This is a genomic window from Psychrosphaera aestuarii (genome assembly GCF_017948405.1).
Classification (GTDB): domain Bacteria; phylum Pseudomonadota; class Gammaproteobacteria; order Enterobacterales; family Alteromonadaceae; genus Psychrosphaera; species Psychrosphaera aestuarii.
Genome location: NZ_CP072844.1, coordinates 923,621 through 943,624 on the forward strand (window position 1 = coordinate 923,621; position 20,004 = coordinate 943,624).

General features: G+C 42.0%; 18 protein-coding genes. All 18 read left to right on the plus strand.

The annotated features are described in order from the left end of the window. Positions 1 to 36: 36 nt before the first annotated feature. The 18 genes from mraZ (at position 37) to J9318_RS04360 (ending at position 19,998) form a co-directional block, all read left to right on the plus strand. Positions 37 to 495 (plus strand): division/cell wall cluster transcriptional repressor MraZ, encoded by a 459-nt coding sequence (gene mraZ / locus J9318_RS04275; protein WP_210561551.1) that lies wholly within the window; start codon positions 37 to 39, stop codon positions 493 to 495. Positions 496 to 528: 33 nt separating this feature from the next. After that, positions 529 to 1,464 (plus strand): 16S rRNA (cytosine(1402)-N(4))-methyltransferase RsmH, encoded by a 936-nt coding sequence (gene rsmH, locus J9318_RS04280; RefSeq protein ID WP_210561553.1) that lies wholly within the window; start codon positions 529 to 531, stop codon positions 1,462 to 1,464. Further along, positions 1,461 to 1,790 carry a cell division protein FtsL gene (gene ftsL / locus J9318_RS04285; RefSeq protein ID WP_210561555.1) on the plus strand — a complete coding sequence of 110 codons (330 nt, stop codon included), beginning with the start codon at positions 1,461 to 1,463 and terminating at the stop codon, positions 1,788 to 1,790. The genes rsmH and ftsL overlap by 4 nt, the downstream gene beginning before the upstream one ends. Beyond that, on the plus strand, positions 1,787 to 3,628 hold the full coding sequence (locus J9318_RS04290) for a penicillin-binding transpeptidase domain-containing protein (protein ID WP_210561557.1): 1,842 nt from the start codon (positions 1,787 to 1,789) through the stop codon (positions 3,626 to 3,628). Before ftsL ends, J9318_RS04290 begins: the two co-directional genes overlap by 4 nt. Further along, positions 3,612 to 5,216, plus strand: coding sequence for a UDP-N-acetylmuramoyl-L-alanyl-D-glutamate--2,6-diaminopimelate ligase (locus tag J9318_RS04295; RefSeq protein WP_210561559.1), 1,605 nt, complete (start codon positions 3,612 to 3,614; stop codon positions 5,214 to 5,216). The genes J9318_RS04290 and J9318_RS04295 overlap by 17 nt, the downstream gene beginning before the upstream one ends. A 3-nt stretch (positions 5,217 to 5,219) precedes the next feature. Further along, a complete protein-coding gene (locus J9318_RS04300) occupies positions 5,220 to 6,677 on the plus strand; it encodes a UDP-N-acetylmuramoyl-tripeptide--D-alanyl-D-alanine ligase (RefSeq protein WP_210561561.1) in 1,458 nt (485 codons plus the stop codon). Beyond that, entirely contained in the window at positions 6,671 to 7,753 is a 1,083-nt protein-coding gene (gene mraY / locus J9318_RS04305) for a phospho-N-acetylmuramoyl-pentapeptide-transferase (protein ID WP_210561563.1), read from the plus strand. Before J9318_RS04300 ends, mraY begins: the two co-directional genes overlap by 7 nt. Before the next feature lie 22 nt (positions 7,754 to 7,775). Next, positions 7,776 to 9,167 carry a UDP-N-acetylmuramoyl-L-alanine--D-glutamate ligase gene (murD, locus tag J9318_RS04310; protein WP_210561566.1) on the plus strand — a complete coding sequence of 464 codons (1,392 nt, stop codon included), beginning with the start codon at positions 7,776 to 7,778 and terminating at the stop codon, positions 9,165 to 9,167. Continuing rightward, positions 9,164 to 10,372, plus strand: coding sequence for a putative lipid II flippase FtsW (ftsW, locus tag J9318_RS04315; RefSeq protein WP_210561567.1), 1,209 nt, complete (start codon positions 9,164 to 9,166; stop codon positions 10,370 to 10,372). Before murD ends, ftsW begins: the two co-directional genes overlap by 4 nt. After that, positions 10,356 to 11,456 carry an undecaprenyldiphospho-muramoylpentapeptide beta-N-acetylglucosaminyltransferase gene (murG, locus tag J9318_RS04320; protein ID WP_210561570.1) on the plus strand — a complete coding sequence of 367 codons (1,101 nt, stop codon included), beginning with the start codon at positions 10,356 to 10,358 and terminating at the stop codon, positions 11,454 to 11,456. The genes ftsW and murG overlap by 17 nt, the downstream gene beginning before the upstream one ends. Before the next feature lie 33 nt (positions 11,457 to 11,489). Further along, positions 11,490 to 12,902: a UDP-N-acetylmuramate--L-alanine ligase gene (murC, locus tag J9318_RS04325; RefSeq protein WP_210562363.1), complete on the plus strand. Its 1,413-nt coding sequence runs from the start codon at positions 11,490 to 11,492 to the stop codon at positions 12,900 to 12,902. After that, positions 12,899 to 13,858 carry a D-alanine--D-alanine ligase gene (locus J9318_RS04330; protein WP_210561572.1) on the plus strand — a complete coding sequence of 320 codons (960 nt, stop codon included), beginning with the start codon at positions 12,899 to 12,901 and terminating at the stop codon, positions 13,856 to 13,858. Before murC ends, J9318_RS04330 begins: the two co-directional genes overlap by 4 nt. A gap of 2 nt (positions 13,859 to 13,860) precedes the next feature. Next, positions 13,861 to 14,607, plus strand: coding sequence for a cell division protein FtsQ/DivIB (locus tag J9318_RS04335; RefSeq protein ID WP_210561580.1), 747 nt, complete (start codon positions 13,861 to 13,863; stop codon positions 14,605 to 14,607). Positions 14,608 to 14,625: 18 nt separating this feature from the next. Next, positions 14,626 to 15,855 (plus strand): cell division protein FtsA, encoded by a 1,230-nt coding sequence (gene ftsA / locus J9318_RS04340; protein WP_210561587.1) that lies wholly within the window; start codon positions 14,626 to 14,628, stop codon positions 15,853 to 15,855. A gap of 26 nt (positions 15,856 to 15,881) precedes the next feature. Beyond that, positions 15,882 to 17,033, plus strand: coding sequence for a cell division protein FtsZ (gene ftsZ, locus J9318_RS04345; RefSeq protein ID WP_210562364.1), 1,152 nt, complete (start codon positions 15,882 to 15,884; stop codon positions 17,031 to 17,033). A gap of 90 nt (positions 17,034 to 17,123) precedes the next feature. Beyond that, complete coding sequence (lpxC, locus tag J9318_RS04350) at positions 17,124 to 18,035, plus strand: UDP-3-O-acyl-N-acetylglucosamine deacetylase (protein WP_210561589.1); 912 nt, start codon at positions 17,124 to 17,126, stop codon at positions 18,033 to 18,035. Between the two features lie 243 nt (positions 18,036 to 18,278). After that, positions 18,279 to 19,355, plus strand: coding sequence for a 4-hydroxyphenylpyruvate dioxygenase (gene hppD / locus J9318_RS04355; protein WP_210561591.1), 1,077 nt, complete (start codon positions 18,279 to 18,281; stop codon positions 19,353 to 19,355). 97 nt (positions 19,356 to 19,452) lie between these two features. Next, complete coding sequence (locus J9318_RS04360; protein WP_210561593.1) at positions 19,453 to 19,998, plus strand: VOC family protein; 546 nt, start codon at positions 19,453 to 19,455, stop codon at positions 19,996 to 19,998. Positions 19,999 to 20,004 lie beyond the last annotated feature (6 nt).

The window sequence follows — 20,004 nt, forward strand, 5'->3', positions numbered from 1 at the left end:
GAACAGTGGAAATAACAACCACAATATGGAGCGATCATGTTTCGCGGTGCAAATACCTTATCTTTGGACAGTAAAGGACGGTTATCGATTCCAACTCGATATCGTGAGCTTTTGCTGTCTGAATCAGAAGGGAAAATGGTTTGTACAGTCGATTTGCACCAGCCTTGTTTATTGTTATACCCCTTGGTTGAATGGGAAGACATCGAATTTAAATTACGCCAGCTTTCTTCAATGAACCCTCATGAACGTCGTGTTCAACGTGTATTACTTGGTAATGCACATGAAGTTGATATGGATAAATCTGGGCGAATTCTAGTGCCATCACAGTTACGTCAACACGCCCAGTTACAAAAATCCATCGTATTAACAGGCCAACTTAATAAGTTCGAAATGTGGTCTGAAGAACAGTGGACTGCGCAAATGGCAGAAGATATTGCCACTGAATTAGAAGGCGACTTTGAGCTTTCTGACCGACTTAAAGAATTTTCATTTTAATAACAACTTAAACACGAGAGAACGGCAGCAAATATGACAGAACACGTATCGGTATTATTAACAGAATCTATTGATGGCTTGAATATTAAGCCGGATGGGATTTATATCGATTGTACGTTTGGTCGAGGTGGTCATTCTTCTCATGTATTAGCTAAGTTGTCGCAAGCTGGACGTTTAATCGCTATCGATCGTGATCCAACGGCAATTGAGGCTGCAAAGCGATTTGCCGATAACCCAAGCTTTACCATAGAACATACTCCGTTTTCAGAATTATTGGCTGTTGCCCAAAAACACGATGTTGTAGGTAAAGTAGACGGTATTTTGATGGACTTAGGAGTGTCTTCGCCGCAGCTAGATGAAGCTGACCGAGGCTTTAGCTTTATGAAACCGGGTCCACTTGATATGCGCATGGATTACACCAAAGGAATTTCTGCGGCAGATTGGTTAGCCAAAGCCGAAGAAGACGACATCGTATTCGCATTAAAAACATACGGTGAAGAAAAATTTGCCAAACGTGTTGCACGTAAAATCATTGCAACACGAGAAGAATCGCCGATTCTTACGACAACCGATTTAGCTAATTTAGTGGCTGCAACTGTACCGAAAAGCAAGGCAGAGAAGAAACACCCTGCTACTCGCACCTTCCAGGGAATAAGAATATATATAAATAGCGAGTTAGTAGAGATTGAACGTGCGTTAGATGCGTCGTTAGAAGTCTTGAAGCCTGCCGGTCGACTGTCAGTGATTAGCTTTCATTCTTTAGAAGATAGAATTGTTAAGCAATTCATTCGTAAGCAAAGCCAAGGTAAACAAGTACCTAGAGGTTTGCCTATGACGGAAGAAGAGCTAAACAAAGGAATAAAAATGAAGCCGATTGGTAAAGCAATAAAACCATCGGAACAAGAGATAGCTAGTAATAGCCGTGCGCGCAGCTCCGTCCTTAGAATCGCTGAAAGATTATCAACATGAACATAACAATAAAAAATGTCGTTGATACTCAATTAGCGCGGTATATTTTAAGCGACTTACGTAAGCATAAACTTACAGTGGGGCTTCTGCTGCTCAATGTTATCGCTGCGGTTGCAGTGGTGCACTGGGCACAGTTAAATAGGCAAATGGTCATTCAACAAGATGTATTGTTGCAACAACGTGACGATATTGATCTTCGTTGGCGCCATTTGTTATTAGAGCAAAGAGCTCTGGCTGAACATAGCCGAGTTGAAAATATTGCTCGTGAACGCTTAGAGATGGAACGCCCAACATCAGATCAAGAGGTGGTAGTTACGTTGCCATGAAGGACTGGTTGAATAATAAAAATAAAAAAACAACAACCAAACGTAGCACCAAAAAAGGGGCCCAAGCCAAGTCGGGCCTAAAATCTGGGAAACAAACCCAACAAGCCAAACAATTAACTAAGCCAAGTGTAAATCGTTGGCGCTTTCAGTTCGTCATTTCGTTTTTAGTTTTAGTCTTTAGCTCTGTAATTGGACGAGCGGCCTACCTGCAAATAATTCAACCTGAGAAGCTTATCCTAGAGGGCGATAAGCGTACCGTTCGAGTGAAAGAGTCATCGGTTCAGCGTGGCATGATCACCGACCGCAACGGTGTAGAACTTGCGGTTAGTGTTCCTGTACAAACGATTTGGGCTGACCCTAAGCGCGTATTAGAGTATCCAGAGTTTGAAACCGACGTGCGTTGGAAAGCGCTGGCTAAAGTACTTCAAATGGAAGAGCACGAATTATTAGCTAGGATCACCAACAACCAAGACAAACGTTTTATCTACTTAAAACGCAAAACAAACCCTGTTGTAGCTGATTATGTTCAGCAACTTAGAATTCCAGGTGTGCGATTACGAGAAGAATCGAAACGTTATTACCCAGCTGGCGAAATTACAGCACACGTAGTGGGCTTTACAAACATAGATGGCAAAGGCATAGAGGGTGTTGAACTTCGCCATAATGACTGGATGGTTGGTACGCCGGGTAAACGTAAAATAATTAAAGATGCAAAAGGCCGAGAAATTGAGGTTATTGAAGAAGAGCAAGGGTCAGAACCACAAAATATCGCCTTAACTATCGACCAACGAATTCAGTCAGCTGTTTATCAAGAGCTTAAAAAAGCAGTGCAAACTTATGAAGCCGCCTCGGGTAGCGCTATTGTAGTTGATATTGAAACGGCTGAAGTGTTAGCGATGGTAAATAGTCCTTCATTTAATCCAAACAATCGCATGAATGTTTCTATGCACCGTTTTCGCAATCGAGCCATTACCGATACGTTTGAGCCAGGATCAACAATGAAGCCAATTTCGGTACTTAATGCTTTGGAATATGGCTCATTCGGAACACTTGATTTAGTCGACACGTCACCGGGATACATGCGAATAGGTGGCCGTCGTATTTCAGATCCGCGTAACCGCGGCATGCTCAGTTTGGCGGATGTCTTAAAATACTCTTCTAATATGGGCTCAACTAAATTAGCGTTATCAACACCAAAAGAGTCATTTTTAGGATTGTTTTATAAAATGGGCTTGGTTGACAGTAGCGGTGTTGACTTAGTGGGTGAAAGTACTGGTTTATTTAACGATAGACGTCGTTGGTCAGACTCTGAGATTGCAAGCTTGTCGTTTGGTTATGGGATATCGGTGACAGCCGCTCAGCTAGCTCGAATGTACACAACCATTGGTGCAGGAGGCTTAAGTCGACCGCTGTCGATTATTAAAACAGATATTGAAAAACCATCAGAACGAATTGTTGCAGAAGACGTTGCTTATAATGTATTGGAGATGATGGAAAGTGTCATTTCTGAGGAAGGTTCAGGTAAAAACGCTATGGTGAAAGGGTATCGTGTAGCAGGTAAAACGGGTACAAGCCAAAAAGCAACCGCAGGTGGATACGGACACGATTATGTTAATACTTTTGCTGGAATAGGTCCGGTTTCCGATCCAAAAATTGCCGTTGTTGTTGTGTTGAACGATCCTAAAGGCGACTATTATTATGGTGGTGAAACCGCTGCCCCTACTTTTGGTAAAATAATGCGACAAACGCTACGCATTTTAAATGTAGCACCAGATGCAATCGGCGATAAAAAAATACAATTAGCAGACATTAGGCGAAAGAATGATGACGTTAACTGACGAGCACGACATCATTAAAGAGTTGCAACGACATCTCTTAAATAATGTTGATAAAAATCAAAACCCTAATAAAGCATCGCATCAGTCGATGCTTTCTCGTCGTTTAACACAAGACAGTAGACAGGTTGCCGAGGGTGACATTTTTGTCGCTTTAACCGGTCATGACCTAAACGGCGCTGACTATATTGATAAGGCAATTGCTCAAGGAGCAAGCGCTGTGTTAGTCGATAGTGCGTGTCAGATGCCAGCTAAAATCAATGAACTTTCCTCGCAAGCACTCGTTATTACAGTACCCAAGCTTCGACAAAAGTTAGCAGTATTGTGCAAAAGTTTCTATTTTGGCGAACAGCAACCTTTACCGGTTATCGGTATTACCGGTACAAATGGTAAGACTTCGATAAGCCATTTATTAGCGCAATTAGCAGACTTAGCTTCAGGTGGCGATGCTAATCCGAGCTTGTCGAAAAAAAGCTGTGCAGTTATTGGGACTATGGGCTCTGGTCATATAAATAATTTAACACCGAGTGCCAATACAACTCCGGGTATAACCGATGTATACAAATTGCTGGCGGCGTTTGCTAATGACAAAGCCTATGAATATCGTGCTGTTGCAATGGAGGTTTCGTCACACGCGTTGGCTCAAGAGCGCGTATCTGGACTTGAATTTGAAACAGCCGTTTTTACCAATTTGACTCACGAACATTTAGATTATCACGGTAGCATGGAGCAGTACTTTGATGAAAAAGCTAAATTGTTTATTGATTATCGCCCCAACAATGCAGTTATTAACGTTGACGATAGCTACGGGCTAAGACTTAGCAGCATGCTACACGAGTCGACAAGAGTGGTTGCATATGGTCAGTCTCAACATGTGTTGGCGTTTAACGAATATGTCTTTATCAAACAGGTCGATTGCCATAGTTACGGTTTACAACTTCAAATCGAATGGCAACTGGGTGGTCTAAAAGAATCTACAGAACTTAATTTGCCGTTGTATGGTGAGTTTAATGCAGAAAACATTGCCGCAGTGTTCGCTACAGCAATGCTTTGTGGTTGGACTTTAGACGCTGCCGCATTTTCCAAATTAAAACCAGTTCCAGGCCGGTTAGAATTATACGTAGAGCCAGAACAGCCTATCGCGATTGTTGATTATGCACATACACCTGATGCGCTTGAAGCATCACTTAAAGCAGTAATTCGCCATTTGTCTGGTCAACTATATCTTGTATTTGGCTGTGGTGGAGACCGAGATGCATCTAAACGCCCGTTAATGGCTGAAGTGGCTGAAAAGTATTCAAACGAGATAATTGTCACTAATGATAACCCTAGAACTGAAAGCCAAGAGCATATTGTTAATGATATTATGGCCGGTTTTAAAGCGCCGCAAAACGTAACGGTAGAATACGATAGAAAACGTGCGATTGAATTAGCTGTGTCTCGTGCTGGATATGGCGATGCGGTTTTAATAGCGGGCAAAGGGCATGAAGATTACCAAATAATTGGTACTCAAAAAATAAATTATGATGAACGTGCTTTTACAGCAGGTTTAATGGCAAGTCGCTCATGCGCAAGCCGGGTACAAGGGTAAATTATGATAAACGCAGACTTACAATGGGTAAGCAATGTTCTTGGTGTCGCGCCCTCAGGTGTGCCAAATGTTGATTTAACCGCGCCAATAGGTGAAATATCAACGGACAGTCGTGCAATACAAAGCGGCCAAGTATTCTTAGCATTAAAAGGTCCAAACTTTGACGGGTCTAAGTTTGTAGAACAAGTTAAACAAAAATGCGCAATTGCGGTAATTGTTGAGCGTCCTGTCGATACTGATATTGTTCAGTTTGTGGTTGAGGATACGCTTATCGCGCTTGGTAAATTAGGCCAAGCTGTGGCGAGAGCGGTAGACCCGAAAATTATTGCTATTACCGGTAGCGTTGGAAAAACGTCGGTCAAAGAAATGTGCGCAGCCATTATGTCTAGAAAAGGCAAAGTGCTTGCAACCGATGGTAATTTTAATAACCAGATTGGCGTCCCTTTAACCTTGTTACGCCTAGAGAAACAACATCAATATGCGGTGGTTGAGCTTGGCGCGAATCACATTGGTGAAATTGCTTACACTACGGGATTAACGCAGCCTCACGTCGCTATTTTAAATAATGTGGCAGAAGCGCATTTAGAAGGTTTTGGCGACATCTTTGGTGTCGTTCAAGCTAAAGGCGAAATATTCACAGGTTTACAAGCAAATGGTTTAGCGATTGTAAATGGTGATTCTGAACATAAGTCTTTTTGGCTTAGCAAGTTAGCGACTCAGTTTAATACTACGCCGGGTAAAGTTGTTGAATTTGGTTTTGGCGAAGAGATTCAAAATGCCAGCAACGGAATTACTGCAAATAACATTCAGCTAAATAGTGCCGGTTGCGCCACGTTCACTATGGTGTACCAAGGTCAGTCCGTCGACATCGAGTTAACATTGCCAGGTCAGCACAATGTAAAAAATGCATTGGCCGCGGCCGCAGCTTGTATTGAGTTGGGCGCAACACTTGAAGACGTGCAACAAGGCTTGACTCAAATGGTCATGGTACAAGGCCGAGTAAATTTAAAGCCAGTAAGCGATCGTTTATTGGTTATTGATGATACTTATAATGCGAATGTGCAATCGGTCAAAGCGGCTATTGATTTATTAGCGAGTTACCAAGGCAAGCAAGTGCTTGTGTTAGGTGATATGGCTGAGCTCGGACACGAGTCTACCAAGCTTCATACTGAAGTTGGTGAGTATGCACTTAACAAAGGAATCGATTTGTTATGTTCGTTTGGCGTGTTAAGTCAAAGTGCATCAAGTGTTTTACAAGCTGAAGGTAAAGGTACGCATTTTTCTTCAAAGCAAGCACTTACGGAAAGTATTAATACTTACATAAAACAGCAACTAGAACTTCAACCTAGTAGTAATGTAACGGTTTTAGTAAAAGGCTCTCGTAGCGCCAAAATGGAATTAGTGGTCGAGCAAGTTATTACCGATAACCAACAAAATAATAAGGCAGAACCATCATGCTAGTTTGGTTAGCAGAATATTTAACTCAATTTCACTCCGGCTTTAATGTCTTTTCTTATCTCACCTTTCGAGCAATTTTGAGTGTATTAACGGCGATGGGGTTGTCTTTGTACTTTGGTCCAAAATTAATTCGTCGCTTACAGTTAATGCAAATTGGTCAAACCGTTCGTGATGATGGTCCTGAAAGTCACTTTAGTAAAGCTGGTACGCCAACAATGGGTGGCATTTTAATATTAGCGAGCATTGTTGTGAGCACCCTTTTATGGGCGGATCTTGGCAATAAGTACGTTTGGGTAGTATTAACGGTTGTTGTTGGCTACGGCATTGTTGGTTTTGTAGATGACTACCGCAAAGTGATTCGAAAAGACAGCAAAGGTTTGATTGCACGTTGGAAGTATTTTTGGCAATCGGTGATCGCCATTGGCGTTGCAGGATACTTGTACGCGACAGCGCAAAGTCCGGAAGAAACGGCTCTATTAGTACCATTTTTCAAAGACATTATGCCGCAGTTAGGCATGATGTACTTGCTTGTTGTTTACTTTACGTTAGTAGGAACAAGTAACGCGGTAAATTTAACCGATGGGTTAGACGGTTTAGCTATTGTACCTACGGTAATGGTTGCTGGGGCGTTGGCGCTGTTTGCTTATGTAACCAGTAACGTGAATTTTTCGGACTATCTTAATATTCCTTATATTCCGCTAGCAGATGAACTAACGGTAGTTTGTACTGCGATAGTGGGAGCTGGCCTTGGCTTTTTGTGGTTCAACACTTATCCGGCACAAGTGTTTATGGGTGATGTAGGCTCATTAGCTTTAGGTGGAGCGTTAGGCATTATTGCGGTTTTAGTTCGTCAAGAGTTGGTCTTAATTATTATGGGTGGCGTGTTTGTGATGGAAACGCTATCAGTTATTTTACAGGTCGGTTCATACAAACTACGTGGTGAGCGTGTATTCAAAATGGCGCCAATTCATCATCACTACGAGCTAAGTGGCTGGCCTGAGCCAAGAGTTATCGTCCGTTTTTGGATTATATCGCTAGTCTTGGTTTTAGTTGGTATTGCAACGTTGAAGTTGCGTTAAGACTAATTTAATTGGATAAACAATGTTATATAAAGCGCAAATATTAGATCAGTTAAAACAGCACAAGGTAGCTTTGTTTGGCCTTGGTATAACTGGCATGTCGATGTTGCGCTTTTTGCTATCTCAGAATATATCTCCTGACGTTTTTGATACCCAACAAGTGCCACCAGAACATGCGCAACAGCATGAGCTATTGGGGCAAGTTACAACGTATTTTGGACCATTGGCAAACGATCAATTTGAGCAATACGATTATGTTTTAATTAGCCCGGGCATAAGTTTGAGTCTGCCGGCAATCGTCCAAGCCAAAGCAAAGGGGGTTCAGGTCTTTTGTGATATTGAATTGTTTGCTCAGGTTAATACAAAACCCGTATTGGCTGTAACAGGCTCGAACGGTAAATCGACAGTGGTTGCTTGGCTTACTGACTTTTTAAATCGAGTAGGTAAAAAGGCTGTGGTATGCGGTAACTTCGGGGTGCCGGTGCTCGATGTGATCAATGAAGACGTTGATGCTTTTGTTATTGAGTTGTCGAGTTTTCAGCTAGATACAACGGAAAGTTTGGTTTGTGAGGCTGGCTGTGTATTGAACGTGTCACCTGATCATTTGGACAGGTATGATAGTTTTGCCGATTATGCACAATCGAAAAGAAAGATCTATCAACACGCAAAAACGGCTATTTTTAATGGCGATGATGAACTAACGACACCAAGAGTTTTACAACCATCTAACGATGTGGACACAGATTCAGCTGCGCCCCATGTTGCATTTGGGATTGGCACTGAAGTTAAACCAGGTTTGTTATGGCGATATAACCCGAAAAATCAATTCTTGTACCACAGCAACAATGTCATTGCGGACTTTTCAACGTTTGCATTGAGCGGACACCACAATGCACTCAACGCCTTGGCAGTAATGGCGCTGGCTAACGCTATTGGTGTTGAAATAGAGAATAATATCGCGCACTTGGCTGAATTTTCTGGTTTAACCCATCGTTGCCAACATGTAAGAACATTAAATAATGTTGCTTTTATTGATGATTCGAAAGCAACCAACATCGCTTCTTGCCAAGCCGCTATTGGCGGTCTTGCTACCAAGAAAAATATAATTCTAATTGCTGGTGGTGATGCAAAAGGTGCTGATCTTAGTGAATTAAACGAAGTTATAGTAAATCACGTAAAAGCGGTTGTGGCGTTAGGGAAAGATAAAGATCAGTTTGTTAACTTTGTTGCCCCAGAAAAGTTACATTTAGTAACCTCAATGAAAGCAGCAGTTGATGTTGCCAATAGTCTAGCAGTATCACAGGATGTCGTTTTGTTATCTCCAGCGTGCGCTAGCATTGATATGTTTAGGAATTACCAAGCAAGAGCCGCAGCATTTATAGACGCGGTGACCCAGTTAGGGGACCAATCATGAGTAGAATTGGATTTGGCCTGGTAAACCTTGCGAGTCGAAAAACAGCAGAAGAGCTGGAACAACCGCCACAGCATTATGACAGAGGCTTGTTTTTACTCACGTTATGCTTGATGTGTTTTGGCTGGATCATGGTGACGTCTGCTTCGATGCCTGTCGCTGAAAAGCTATATAACAACGAGTATTATATCTCGATAAAACATGCGGTTTTTCTCGTTATATCCTTATTATCCATGACGACTGTGTTGTTATTTAAAATGGAGTGGTGGCGTAAATACAACATGCAACTTTTGCTAGTCGCAACGGTACTTTTAGTTTTAGTGTTACTGGTTGGTAATACGGTAAACGGTAGTCGTCGATGGCTGCCGTTAGGGGTATTTAACTTACAAGCTGCGGAAGTCGCCAAGCTGTTTTTCTTTGCTTTTTTGGCGGGATATCTAGTCCGCCAACACGAACAGTTATTAGAAAACGTCAAAGGCTTTATGAAGCCTCTAGGGGTTTTTACCGTTCTTGCCATATTACTGCTTAAACAGCCCGACTTAGGAACAGTGATCGTGATGTTTGTCACTACGGTTGCATTGTTGTTTTTGGCGGGGGCCAAAATTTGGCAGTTCGTAGCGCTTATTGCCAGTGGCTTGATGGCAGTTACAGGCTTGATTTGGTTAGAGCCTTATCGAATGCGACGAGTAATGGCATTTTTGGATCCTTGGGCCGATGCGTTTGGGAGTGGCTACCAGTTAACTCAGTCATTAATGGCCTATGGCCGCGGTGATTGGTTTGGTCTAGGTCTAGGCAACAGTATTCAAAAGCTCGATTATTTGCCAGAAGCTCACACTGACTTTATTGCCGCGGTGGTCGCGGAAGAGCTCGGTTTTATAGGATTGGCTGCGCTTGTTGTCGTGATGGGTGTACTGGTGTATCGCATCTTACTCGTAGGCTCTAAAGCAATGGAAAAAGGTCTGCACTACAGTGGCTATTTTGCTTACGCCATTGGAATTTGGATTGCGTTTCAGGTGTTTGTAAATATAGGTGCGAGTACCGGCTTATTACCAACTAAGGGATTAACATTGCCATTTATCTCGTACGGCGGCAGCAGTTTAATTGTGTTTTCCGTAGCGGTGGCCATCGTATTACGTATCGATTTTGAGTTACGCCAAAAAGAGCAGTTAGATTCGTCTTCGGAGGTGTCTTATGAAGTCGTCACCTAAAGCGATAATTATGGCCGGTGGTACGGGTGGCCATATATTTCCAGGAATTGCCTTAGCTGAGCAGCTCATTGCAAACGGCTGGACGGTGGATTGGATTGGAACGGCTGATCGAATGGAAGCGGAATTGGTTCCTAAACATAATTTACCTATTCATTTTATTGACGTAAAAGGTGTGCGTGGTAATGGCCTAAAACGTTTGTTAGGAATGCCATTGATGCTAATTAAAGCCTTTTTTCAGGCTAGAAAAGTTATTTCGTCTATTAAGCCTGACATTGTTGTTGGTTTTGGCGGTTACGCATCAGGACCAGGAGGCTTAGCCGCTAAGTCGCTAGGCGTGCCATTAATACTGCACGAACAAAACGCGGTGATGGGGATGACCAATCGCTATTTAAGTAAAGTTGCGTTAAAAACGCTTTTGGCGTTTCCTATTGTTGGTCGACCAGAGCAAGGGGTTAAATTTGAAGTTGTTGGTAATCCAGTTAGGGCCGAAATTTCAAAGTTAAATAAATTACCCAAGCGGTTACTTAATGAGCAAAGTTCAAAACATATTTTAGTGATTGGTGGTAGTCTAGGCGCCCAAGTTTTTAATCAAACTTTACCTACTTTATTGGCGTCACTTTTAACAAGTGAAGCAAAGCTTAAAGTGCGTCATCAAGCGGGTAAAAACAACAGCAATGATGTGCAAAAACGTTACGAAGATGCTGGGTTTACAAACACTCAGGTAGTTGTTTCTGATTTTGTCGATGATATGCAAGCAGCATACGCATGGGCCGATATTATTATTTGTCGAGCTGGAGCGTTGACCGTTTCTGAGGTCGCTGCCTCAGGTAATATGGCAATATTTGTTCCTTTGCCTTATGCCGTTGATGATCATCAAACAGCGAATGCAAATTGGCTAGTAAATGCTGGGGCTGCACAGTTAATTGCGCAACCCAACTTAGAAAAAGAATTGCCCACTATGCTGCATGAATTATTACATGCGCCATCTCTGATTACACAGATGCAGCAACGAGCTCGGCAAAATGCAAATTTAGGCACAACTGACCGCATGTTAAGTTTGTGTCAAGCAATTGGAAGAAAATAATTGAGTATTCAAGATAATATAGTTAATCCAGCAATGCGACGCTTACAAACGCTGCACTTTATCGGTATCGGTGGTGCTGGCATGGGTGGCATTGCTGAAGTGTTGTTGAATGAAGGTTACAAAGTGACCGGTTCAGATATTAATGAGAATGCCGTTGTGCAACGCCTTAAAGGTTTAGGCGCGACAATTACTATTGGTCACCTTAAAGAAAACGTAGAAGAGGCCAGTGTTGTTGTTGTATCTAGCGCAATTGACGAGACAAACGTTGAAATAATAGCTGCACGAGAAAAGCGAATCCCGATTGTTCGCCGAGCCGAAATGTTAGCGGAGTTAATGCGTTTTCGTTTTGGTATCGCAATCGCTGGAACGCATGGTAAAACGACTACAACCAGTTTAATCGCCAGTATTTTTGCAGAAGCGGAGCTTGACCCAACATTTATTATCGGTGGGTTGTTAAATAGCGCTGGCACCAACGCGCGACTAGGCAAAAGTCGATATTTAATTGCTGAAGCTGATGAAAGTGATGCTTCATTTTTACACCTTCAACCGCTTATTTCGGTAGTTACCAATATAGAAGCCGATCATATGGAAACTTATGGTGGTGACTTTGAGCAGATGAAGCGGACTTATGTAGATTTCCTTCATAACTTACCGTTTTACGGATTGGCGACCATGTGTGGTGATGATGAAGTGGTTTTAAAAATAGCGAAAGATCTGGGTAGACGAGTTGTTACTTATGGGTTTGAAGCTCATAACGATTACGTTATTACAAATTTTAATCAAACTGAAACTCGCACCACGTTCACAGTTAACCACAACGGTAAAAAGCTTGATTTGGCGCTAAACCTTCCAGGTCGCCACAATGCGTTAAACGCAACAGCTGCTGTCGCGGTGTCGCATGAAGAAGGTATTGATGACAAGTTTATTATTAGTGCACTGGAAAAATTTGAGGGCATTGGCCGTCGTTTCCAACAATACGGTGATTTTGATACAGGCAAAGGGATTGTTAAGTTAATGGATGACTACGGTCATCACCCGACAGAAGTGTCTGCAACCATTGATGCTGTAAGAGCGGCCTGGCCAGAAAAGCGCATTGTCATGTGTTACCAACCGCATCGATATAGCCGTACTCGCGATCTTTATGACGACTTTACCCATGTGTTATCGAAAGTAGACTGTTTGTTATTGCTTGAAGTATATGCTGCTGGTGAAAAGCCAATTGTTGGCGCAGACGGTCGCAGCCTTGCGCAGTCTATTAGACAAAGAAATGTAATTGACCCTATTTTTGTTGCCAAGCCAGAGCAATTACCAAATCAATTAGCACATGTCCTTCAAGACGGTGATGTTGTTATAACTCAAGGTGCTGGCAACATTAATTCTGTGATTAAAACCTTGATTGAATGTGAAATGAAAATTGCCAAACTCATGGAGGTGACTGAGCTATGACCGCGTTAGACACCAGTAGGTTTGGTAAAGTTGCAGTAATGTTTGGTGGTACGTCTGCTGAACGAGACGTTTCGTTAAATTCAGGCAAAGCGGTATTGGACGCCCTATTAGATCAAGGTGTGGATGCCTATGCTTTTGACCCAAAATTTGACTACTTAGACGACTTACTGAAAAAAGACTTTGACCGTGTATTTATTGTTTTACATGGTCGCGGTGGAGAAGACGGTAGTTTGCAAGGCGCGTTGCAATTAATGGGCTTGCCTTACACGGGTTCTGGCCCACAAGGTTCAGCTCTGGCAATGGATAAAGTTCGAAGTAAGTTTTTATTTAAGGGCGCAGAGCTTCCTTCCGCGCCTTTTGCTGTGGTAAAGCGAGGTCACGATTTTGATGCTGAGGAGTTATTAGCACAGCTATCTGGCCGAGTTATGGTTAAGCCTGCAAATGAAGGTTCAAGCATAGGAATGTCACAAGCTCGTAGTTCTGATGAATTGCAGAAGGCCGTTAAGTTAGCATTTGAATATGATGCAGAAGCGCTTGTTGAGCAATGGGTTGAAGGACGTGAAATTACTGTAAGTATAGTCGCAGGTAAGGCCATGCCATTGATAGAGATGCGCACGCCTAACGAGTTTTATGACTATGAAGCAAAGTATAAAAGCTCATCTACTGAATACTTGTGTCCAGCGCCGCTATCAGAATCGTTAACAAAGCAAATACAAGCGATTGCGGTTCAAGCTTTTGAGCTAGTTGGCGCAAAGGGTTGGGGCCGTGTTGACTTTTTATTAGATGAGAATGAAAGCCCGTTTATATTGGAAATAAATACTGTGCCAGGTATGACGACAACATCTTTAGTTCCTAAGGCTGCAGCACAACAAGGTGTAAGTTTTAAAGAGCTAGTTTTAAGTATTTTGTCTGAGACATTAGAGTCAGATGTAGACTTAAATAGTGCAGGAAAATAGCGGTGAATAAGACGACAGTTAAAAAGTGGCAAAAATCTAGTTTTTTAGTTGGATTTGTTTTCTTTTTAACGGTTATTTTATTGTTTGTATGGGGTTATAATAGCCTGTTCAAATGGGCACAAGACAAAAATGATGTGCCTATTAATGAAGTCGTGATACACGGTGAGTTAACGTATTTAAATCGTGATGCCCTTAAGAGTAAAATTGTACAACAACTTGAAGGTAGCTTTTTCACGTTAGATGTAGCAAAACTGCAATATAAGCTAGAAGAAAACCCTTGGATTTATGGGATTTCAATTCGTAAAGAGTGGCCACGCAAAATCCATGTATTTGTGGTTGAGCAAGATGTGTATGCAGTTTGGAACAATGACTTATTGTTAAATAAGTTTGGCGATGTATTTTATGCAGACGGTATCGACGTTCCAAGCACTCTGCCAAGGCTGTATGGGCCCGAAGGCAATGAGAAAGATGTATTAAAAGGGTATGTGCAGATGCAACATTTGTTGGATTTACACAACTTCAAAATTAGTGAGCTGGTTTTGTCTGAGCGATATGCTTGGCAAATCTGGCTGGAGCGGAGCATACATTTAAATTTAGGACGCTCCGATAAGATGAAACGAGTGCAACGATTTGTTGATTTGTACCCGCTTTTGTCTGACTATAGCGGTAAGGATATCGCTCGCGTAGATTTACGTTATGACATAGGTTTAGCTGTGTCGTGGCGCGATAACAATAATAACGAAAGCTAAGTGCGATAAGCGAAAAATATGAGTTCAAGTGCGAAAGCCAATGACAGAAATTTAATTGTAGGTTTAGATGTTGGTACATCTAAAGTAACTGCAGTTGTTGGGGAGATAACCCCAGATCAACAAATCAGCATTGTTGGCGTTGGTCATCATGCTAGTCATGGTATGGATAAAGGCGGCGTTAATGACTTGAATTTAGTCATTGGCTCTGTACAAAATGCCATCAATGAAGCCGAGTTAATGGCAGACTGTCGCATTTCGTCTGTTTACCTAGCAATCAGCGGTAAGCATATATCGTGTCAGAATGAGAGCGGAATGGTTCCTATTCACGACTCTGAGGTGACTGCGGAAGATGTCGAAAATGTAATTCATGCCGCAAAAGCAGTGCCTATGGCAGCGGAACGTAAAATGTTGCATGTTATGCCACAAGAGTTTTCCGTTGATATGCAAGAGGGCATAAAAAGTCCTATCGGTATGTCTGGCGTACGTATGGAAGCCAAGGTGCATATCGTTACTTGTTCTAATGATATGGCAAAAAATATTGTTAAGTGTGTTGAGCGTTGCGAGCTTAAAGAAGACCAGTTGATTTTTAGTGCACTGGCATCAAGTTATGCCGTGTTGACCGAAGATGAACGTGAGCTCGGGGTTTGTGTAGTTGATATGGGGGGCGGTACGTTAGATATCGCTATTTATGCCAACGGCGCTATTCGCCACTCTGCGGTTTTACCGGTCGCCGGTAATCAAGTTACTAACGATATAGCAAAAATATTCCGCACTCCAATCGGACATGCTGAAGATATTAAAGTTAAATATGGGGTGGCTTATAAAAATTTAGCCAGCTCAGAAGATAACATTGAGGTACCTAGCGTAGGTGGACGACCAGCAAGAATTATGTCGCGCCACACCTTAGCGGAAGTAATAGAACCTCGTTATCAAGAAATATATGAATTGATTTTGGATGAAATTCGAAAGTCAGGGCTGGAAGATCAAATTGCAGCTGGCATAGTTTTAACAGGCGGTACGGCAAAAATGACCGGTGCAGTTGATTATGCAGAGCAAATCTTCCAGATGCCAGTTCGAATTGGTACGCCAATTGGCGTGAAAGGACTAACAGAGTACGTGCAAGACCCTAGCTACGCTACAGCGGTTGGTTTGTTGTTATACGGAATGGAAAAGCAGCAAACAAACGAGGATGAAAAACCGCAAGATTGGTGGCAGAGAATTGTAAGTTGGTTCAAAGGCGAATTTTAAAGAATTTATAGACGGAGAGAATGACAATGTATGAGTTAATGGATAATCATAACGAAGAAGCAGTCATCAAGGTATTTGGTGTCGGCGGTGGTGGCGGTAATGCTGTCGATCACATGGTTAAAGAATCTATTGAAGGTGTTGACTTTATTGCAGCGAATACGGATGCCCAAGCACTACGTAATTCAGCAGCAGGCACAACGCTTCAAATTGGTACTGAAGTAACTAAAGGCTTAGGTGCTGGCGCTAACCCAGAAGTGGGTCGTCAATCGGCATTAGAAGATCGTGAAAATATCGCAGCAGCAATGCAAGGTGCGGACATGGTCTTTATCGCTGCTGGTATGGGCGGTGGTACAGGTACTGGTGCTGCTCCAGTTGTAGCCGAAGTTGCAAAAGACTTAGGTATCTTAACAGTTGCAGTAGTAACTAAGCCTTTCGCGTTCGAAGGCAAAAAGCGTTTGGCATTTGCTGATCACGGTATTCAAGACTTGTCTCGTAGTGTTGACTCGTTAATCACTATCCCAAATGACAAGTTGTTAAAAGTATTAGGTCCAAAAACCAGCCTTTTAGACGCATTTAAAGAAGCAAATAATGTCTTACTTGGTGCGGTTCAAGGTATTGCTGAATTAATAACTCGCCCAGGATTGATCAATGTTGACTTTGCAGACGTAAAGACTGTCATGTCAGAGATGGGTACGGCGATGATGGGCACAGGAACAGCATCTGGTCCAGACCGTGCGCAAGAAGCTGCTGAAGCGGCGATTGCATCACCATTACTTGAAGATATCGATTTAGCTGGTGCGAAAGGTATTTTGGTTAATATCACAGCCGGTATGGATATTAGCATCGAAGAGTTCGAGACTGTTGGTAATACAGTAAAAGCATTCGCATCTGAAAATGCGACAGTTGTTGTCGGTGCGGTAATTGACATGGATATGGCTGAAGAACTTCGTGTAACAGTAGTTGCAACAGGAATTGGCGGTGACAAGCGTGCTGACATTTCTTTAGTTCAACAGCCTCAAATGACACATGCAGTTGGTAATACACAAACTGTAACGGCTGCGAAACCACAGCATCAATCAATGCCAGAGCAAAAAGCATTATTAGAGCCTGAAGAAAAAAGAGATGAAGCAGAAAGTATCTTCGACATCCCGGCTTTCTTGAGAAAACAAGCTGATTAAATATTGAGCTATTGATCTGTGGTCTGATCTGTCGTATAATACGCGCCGCTTTTTAGGTTAAGAATTAGACAAGAGGTTTATCACGCAAATATGATTAAACAACGTACAATAAAATCTTCTGTTACTACAACAGGGATTGGATTACACAAAGGTGAGAAGGTTACATTAACTCTCCGTCCTGCTGCTGAAAATACCGGTATTGTATTTCTGCGCACCGACCTTACGCCTGTTGCTGAGTTTAAGTCGTCTCCTGAATTAGTAGGTGATACTCAGATGTGTACGTGTTTGATAAATGATGCGGGCCAACGCTTGTCTACAACTGAACATCTAATGGCTGCAATCGCAAGTTTAGCAATTGATAATTTGATTGTTGAAGTTGATGCGGCAGAGATTCCAATTATGGATGGTAGTTCGCTACCTTTCATATATTTGATGCAACAAGCTGAAGTCGTAGAGCAAAATAGTCTGCGTCGTTACATAAAAGTAACTAAGCCAGTGCGTGTTGACTTAGGTGATAAATGGGCAGAATTACGTCCTTATGATGGTTTCAAGATTGATTTTAGAATCGAATTTGATCACCCAGCTATCACTCAGTCAAAACAACGTATCCAGTTAGACATCACTGCTGAGTCGTTTCTAAAGCAAATCAGTCGTGCTCGTACTTTTGGATTCATGAGAGATATCGAGTACTTACGCGATAACAATCTAGCGCTCGGTGGTAACATGGATAACGCGATTGTTCTAGATGAATACCGTGTTCTTAATCCAGATGGCCTTCGTTATGAAGATGAATTTGTAAAGCATAAAATACTTGATGCGGTTGGTGATTTATACATGACCGGCACACCTTTATTAGCTGAGTTTGTTGCATTTAAATCGGGCCATGATTTAAACAACAAAGTATTAGTTGAACTGATGAAACAACAAGATTGTTGGGAATATGTGACTTTTGGCGAAGAAGCGCCAGAGGGCGTAACAGCAGCAATCCCTCAACTAGCTTAGTAATGTTCAAGAGTACATAAAAGTGCTCTACTTTTACTAAATGACATTCAATTATGAAAGCGCGGCTTTAGCTGCGTTTTTTTATGCGTAAAGAAATCTTTCCCTTAATTCCTACTACTAATACACAAAGCTTTTCTTGGATTCGACAACATTTGGTATATTGAGCGCCAACAAAAATGGGCTATATGACTCATTAATAACGTATAACAAAATTACAGAATACAAGATGTATAGGGGAAGGTAATGGCTGATTTATTCGAAAATCCAATGGGATTAAATGGCTTTGAGTTTGTAGAATTTTGTGCACCTAAAAAAGGCATTTTAGAAACAATGTTTGCGTCGATGGGTTTTACAAAAGTAGCGCGTCATCGCTCTAAAGATGTTGAACTTTGGCGTCAAGGCGACATCAATTTCATTACAAACTATGAAAAAGGCAGTCACGCCGACTATTATGCACAAGAGCATGGTCCTTCTGCTTGTGGCCTAGCATTTCGTGTAAAAGATGCACAATTTGCTCACACTGAAGCTGTTCGTAAAGGCGCGCAACCAGTTGAAGTTGATACTGGTCTTATGGAGTTGCGTCTACCAGCTATAAAAGGTATTGGTGGCGCTAACTTATACCTAATCGATCGTTATAAAGACGGTGAAAGCATTTACGATATAGACTTTAACTGGATTGAAGGTGTGGACCGTCGTCCAGAAGGTTGCGGTTTCCACACACTAGATCATTTGACTCATAATGTTTACCGCGGTCGTATGGGTTACTGGGCTGATTATTATTCTAATCTATTTAACTTCCGTGAAATTCGCTATTTTGACATCAAAGGTGAGTACACTGGATTATTATCAAAAGCGATGACTGCTCCAGACGGCAAAATCCGCATTCCTCTAAATGAAGAAGCTGCTGGTGGTGGTGGTCAAATTGAAGAGTTTTTGATGCAATACAATGGTGAAGGCATTCAGCACATTGCATTTGCATGTGATGACTTACTTGCTTGTTGGGACCGTCTAAAAGCTTCTGGTATAGAATTTATGACGGCGCCTCCAGCTACTTATTATGAAATGCTTGAAGAGCGCTTACCAGGACACGGCGAGCCAGTAGATGAGCTTAAAGCACGTGGCATTCTATTAGATGGCACAACTGATGGTGGTCAACCTAGACTATTATTACAGATATTCTCAGCGCCAGCGTTAGGACCGGTTTTCTTCGAATTTATTCAACGTAAAGAAGATGACGGTTTTGGTGAAGGTAACTTCAAGGCATTATTTGAATCGATTGAACGTGACCAAGTTGCCCGTGGCGTAATTGGCGATAAGTAATTCTTAACGTTATACATAATAAATCAGCGGCGACTATATTTCTCAATACTTGCCGTTGTTTACATTAACCGGGCATTAGCCTTGAAAAGGTAAATTTATGAAAATTAATCGAATTCATCATGTGGCCTATCGTTGTAAAGACGCAAAAGAAACGGTGGAATTCTATCGTGACTTGTTAAACATGGAATTTCAATTAGCTATCGCTGAAGACAAAGTCCCATCAACCGGTGAGCCAGACCCATATATGCACGTTTTTTTAGATGCGGGTCAAGGCAATGTATTGGCATTTTTTGAAATCCCAAATGCGCCTGAAATGGGGCGTGACGAAAACACACCAGCCTGGGTTCAACACATAGCATTTGAAGTGGGCTCGTTAGACGAGCTTATTGAAGCGAAAGATCGTTTGGAAGCAGCAGGAGTAGATGTTTTAGGTCCAACTGATCACGCAATTTTTAAGTCTATTTATTTCTTTGATCCAAATGGACATCGTATTGAGCTGGCGGCTAATACTGATAAGCCTGGTATGTTAACCGAGTTAAAACGAGTTGCACCAGATATGCTTGAAGAATGGGCTAAAACTAAAAAAGCGCCGAATCACGCAGCATGGTTACATAGCGGCGAAGATTTTAACGCAAAGTCTTAAGGAATA

Bases quoted from the DNA above. Each gene is read 5' to 3' on its own strand.
- mraZ (WP_210561551.1), top strand. From the start codon at position 37: ATGTTTCGCGGTGCAAATACCTTATCTTTGGACAGTAAAGGACGGTTA.
- rsmH (WP_210561553.1), top strand. From the start codon at position 529: ATGACAGAACACGTATCGGTATTATTAACAGAATCTATTGATGGCTTG.
- ftsL (WP_210561555.1), top strand. From the start codon at position 1,461: ATGAACATAACAATAAAAAATGTCGTTGATACTCAATTAGCGCGGTAT.
- J9318_RS04290 (WP_210561557.1), top strand. From the start codon at position 1,787: ATGAAGGACTGGTTGAATAATAAAAATAAAAAAACAACAACCAAACGT.
- J9318_RS04295 (WP_210561559.1), top strand. From the start codon at position 3,612: ATGATGACGTTAACTGACGAGCACGACATCATTAAAGAGTTGCAACGA.
- J9318_RS04300 (WP_210561561.1), top strand. From the start codon at position 5,220: ATGATAAACGCAGACTTACAATGGGTAAGCAATGTTCTTGGTGTCGCG.
- mraY (WP_210561563.1), top strand. From the start codon at position 6,671: ATGCTAGTTTGGTTAGCAGAATATTTAACTCAATTTCACTCCGGCTTT.
- murD (WP_210561566.1), top strand. From the start codon at position 7,776: ATGTTATATAAAGCGCAAATATTAGATCAGTTAAAACAGCACAAGGTA.
- ftsW (WP_210561567.1), top strand. From the start codon at position 9,164: ATGAGTAGAATTGGATTTGGCCTGGTAAACCTTGCGAGTCGAAAAACA.
- murG (WP_210561570.1), top strand. From the start codon at position 10,356: ATGAAGTCGTCACCTAAAGCGATAATTATGGCCGGTGGTACGGGTGGC.
- murC (WP_210562363.1), top strand. From the start codon at position 11,490: ATGCGACGCTTACAAACGCTGCACTTTATCGGTATCGGTGGTGCTGGC.
- J9318_RS04330 (WP_210561572.1), top strand. From the start codon at position 12,899: ATGACCGCGTTAGACACCAGTAGGTTTGGTAAAGTTGCAGTAATGTTT.
- ftsA (WP_210561587.1), top strand. From the start codon at position 14,626: ATGAGTTCAAGTGCGAAAGCCAATGACAGAAATTTAATTGTAGGTTTA.
- ftsZ (WP_210562364.1), top strand. From the start codon at position 15,882: ATGTATGAGTTAATGGATAATCATAACGAAGAAGCAGTCATCAAGGTA.
- lpxC (WP_210561589.1), top strand. From the start codon at position 17,124: ATGATTAAACAACGTACAATAAAATCTTCTGTTACTACAACAGGGATT.
- hppD (WP_210561591.1), top strand. From the start codon at position 18,279: ATGGCTGATTTATTCGAAAATCCAATGGGATTAAATGGCTTTGAGTTT.
- J9318_RS04360 (WP_210561593.1), top strand. From the start codon at position 19,453: ATGAAAATTAATCGAATTCATCATGTGGCCTATCGTTGTAAAGACGCA.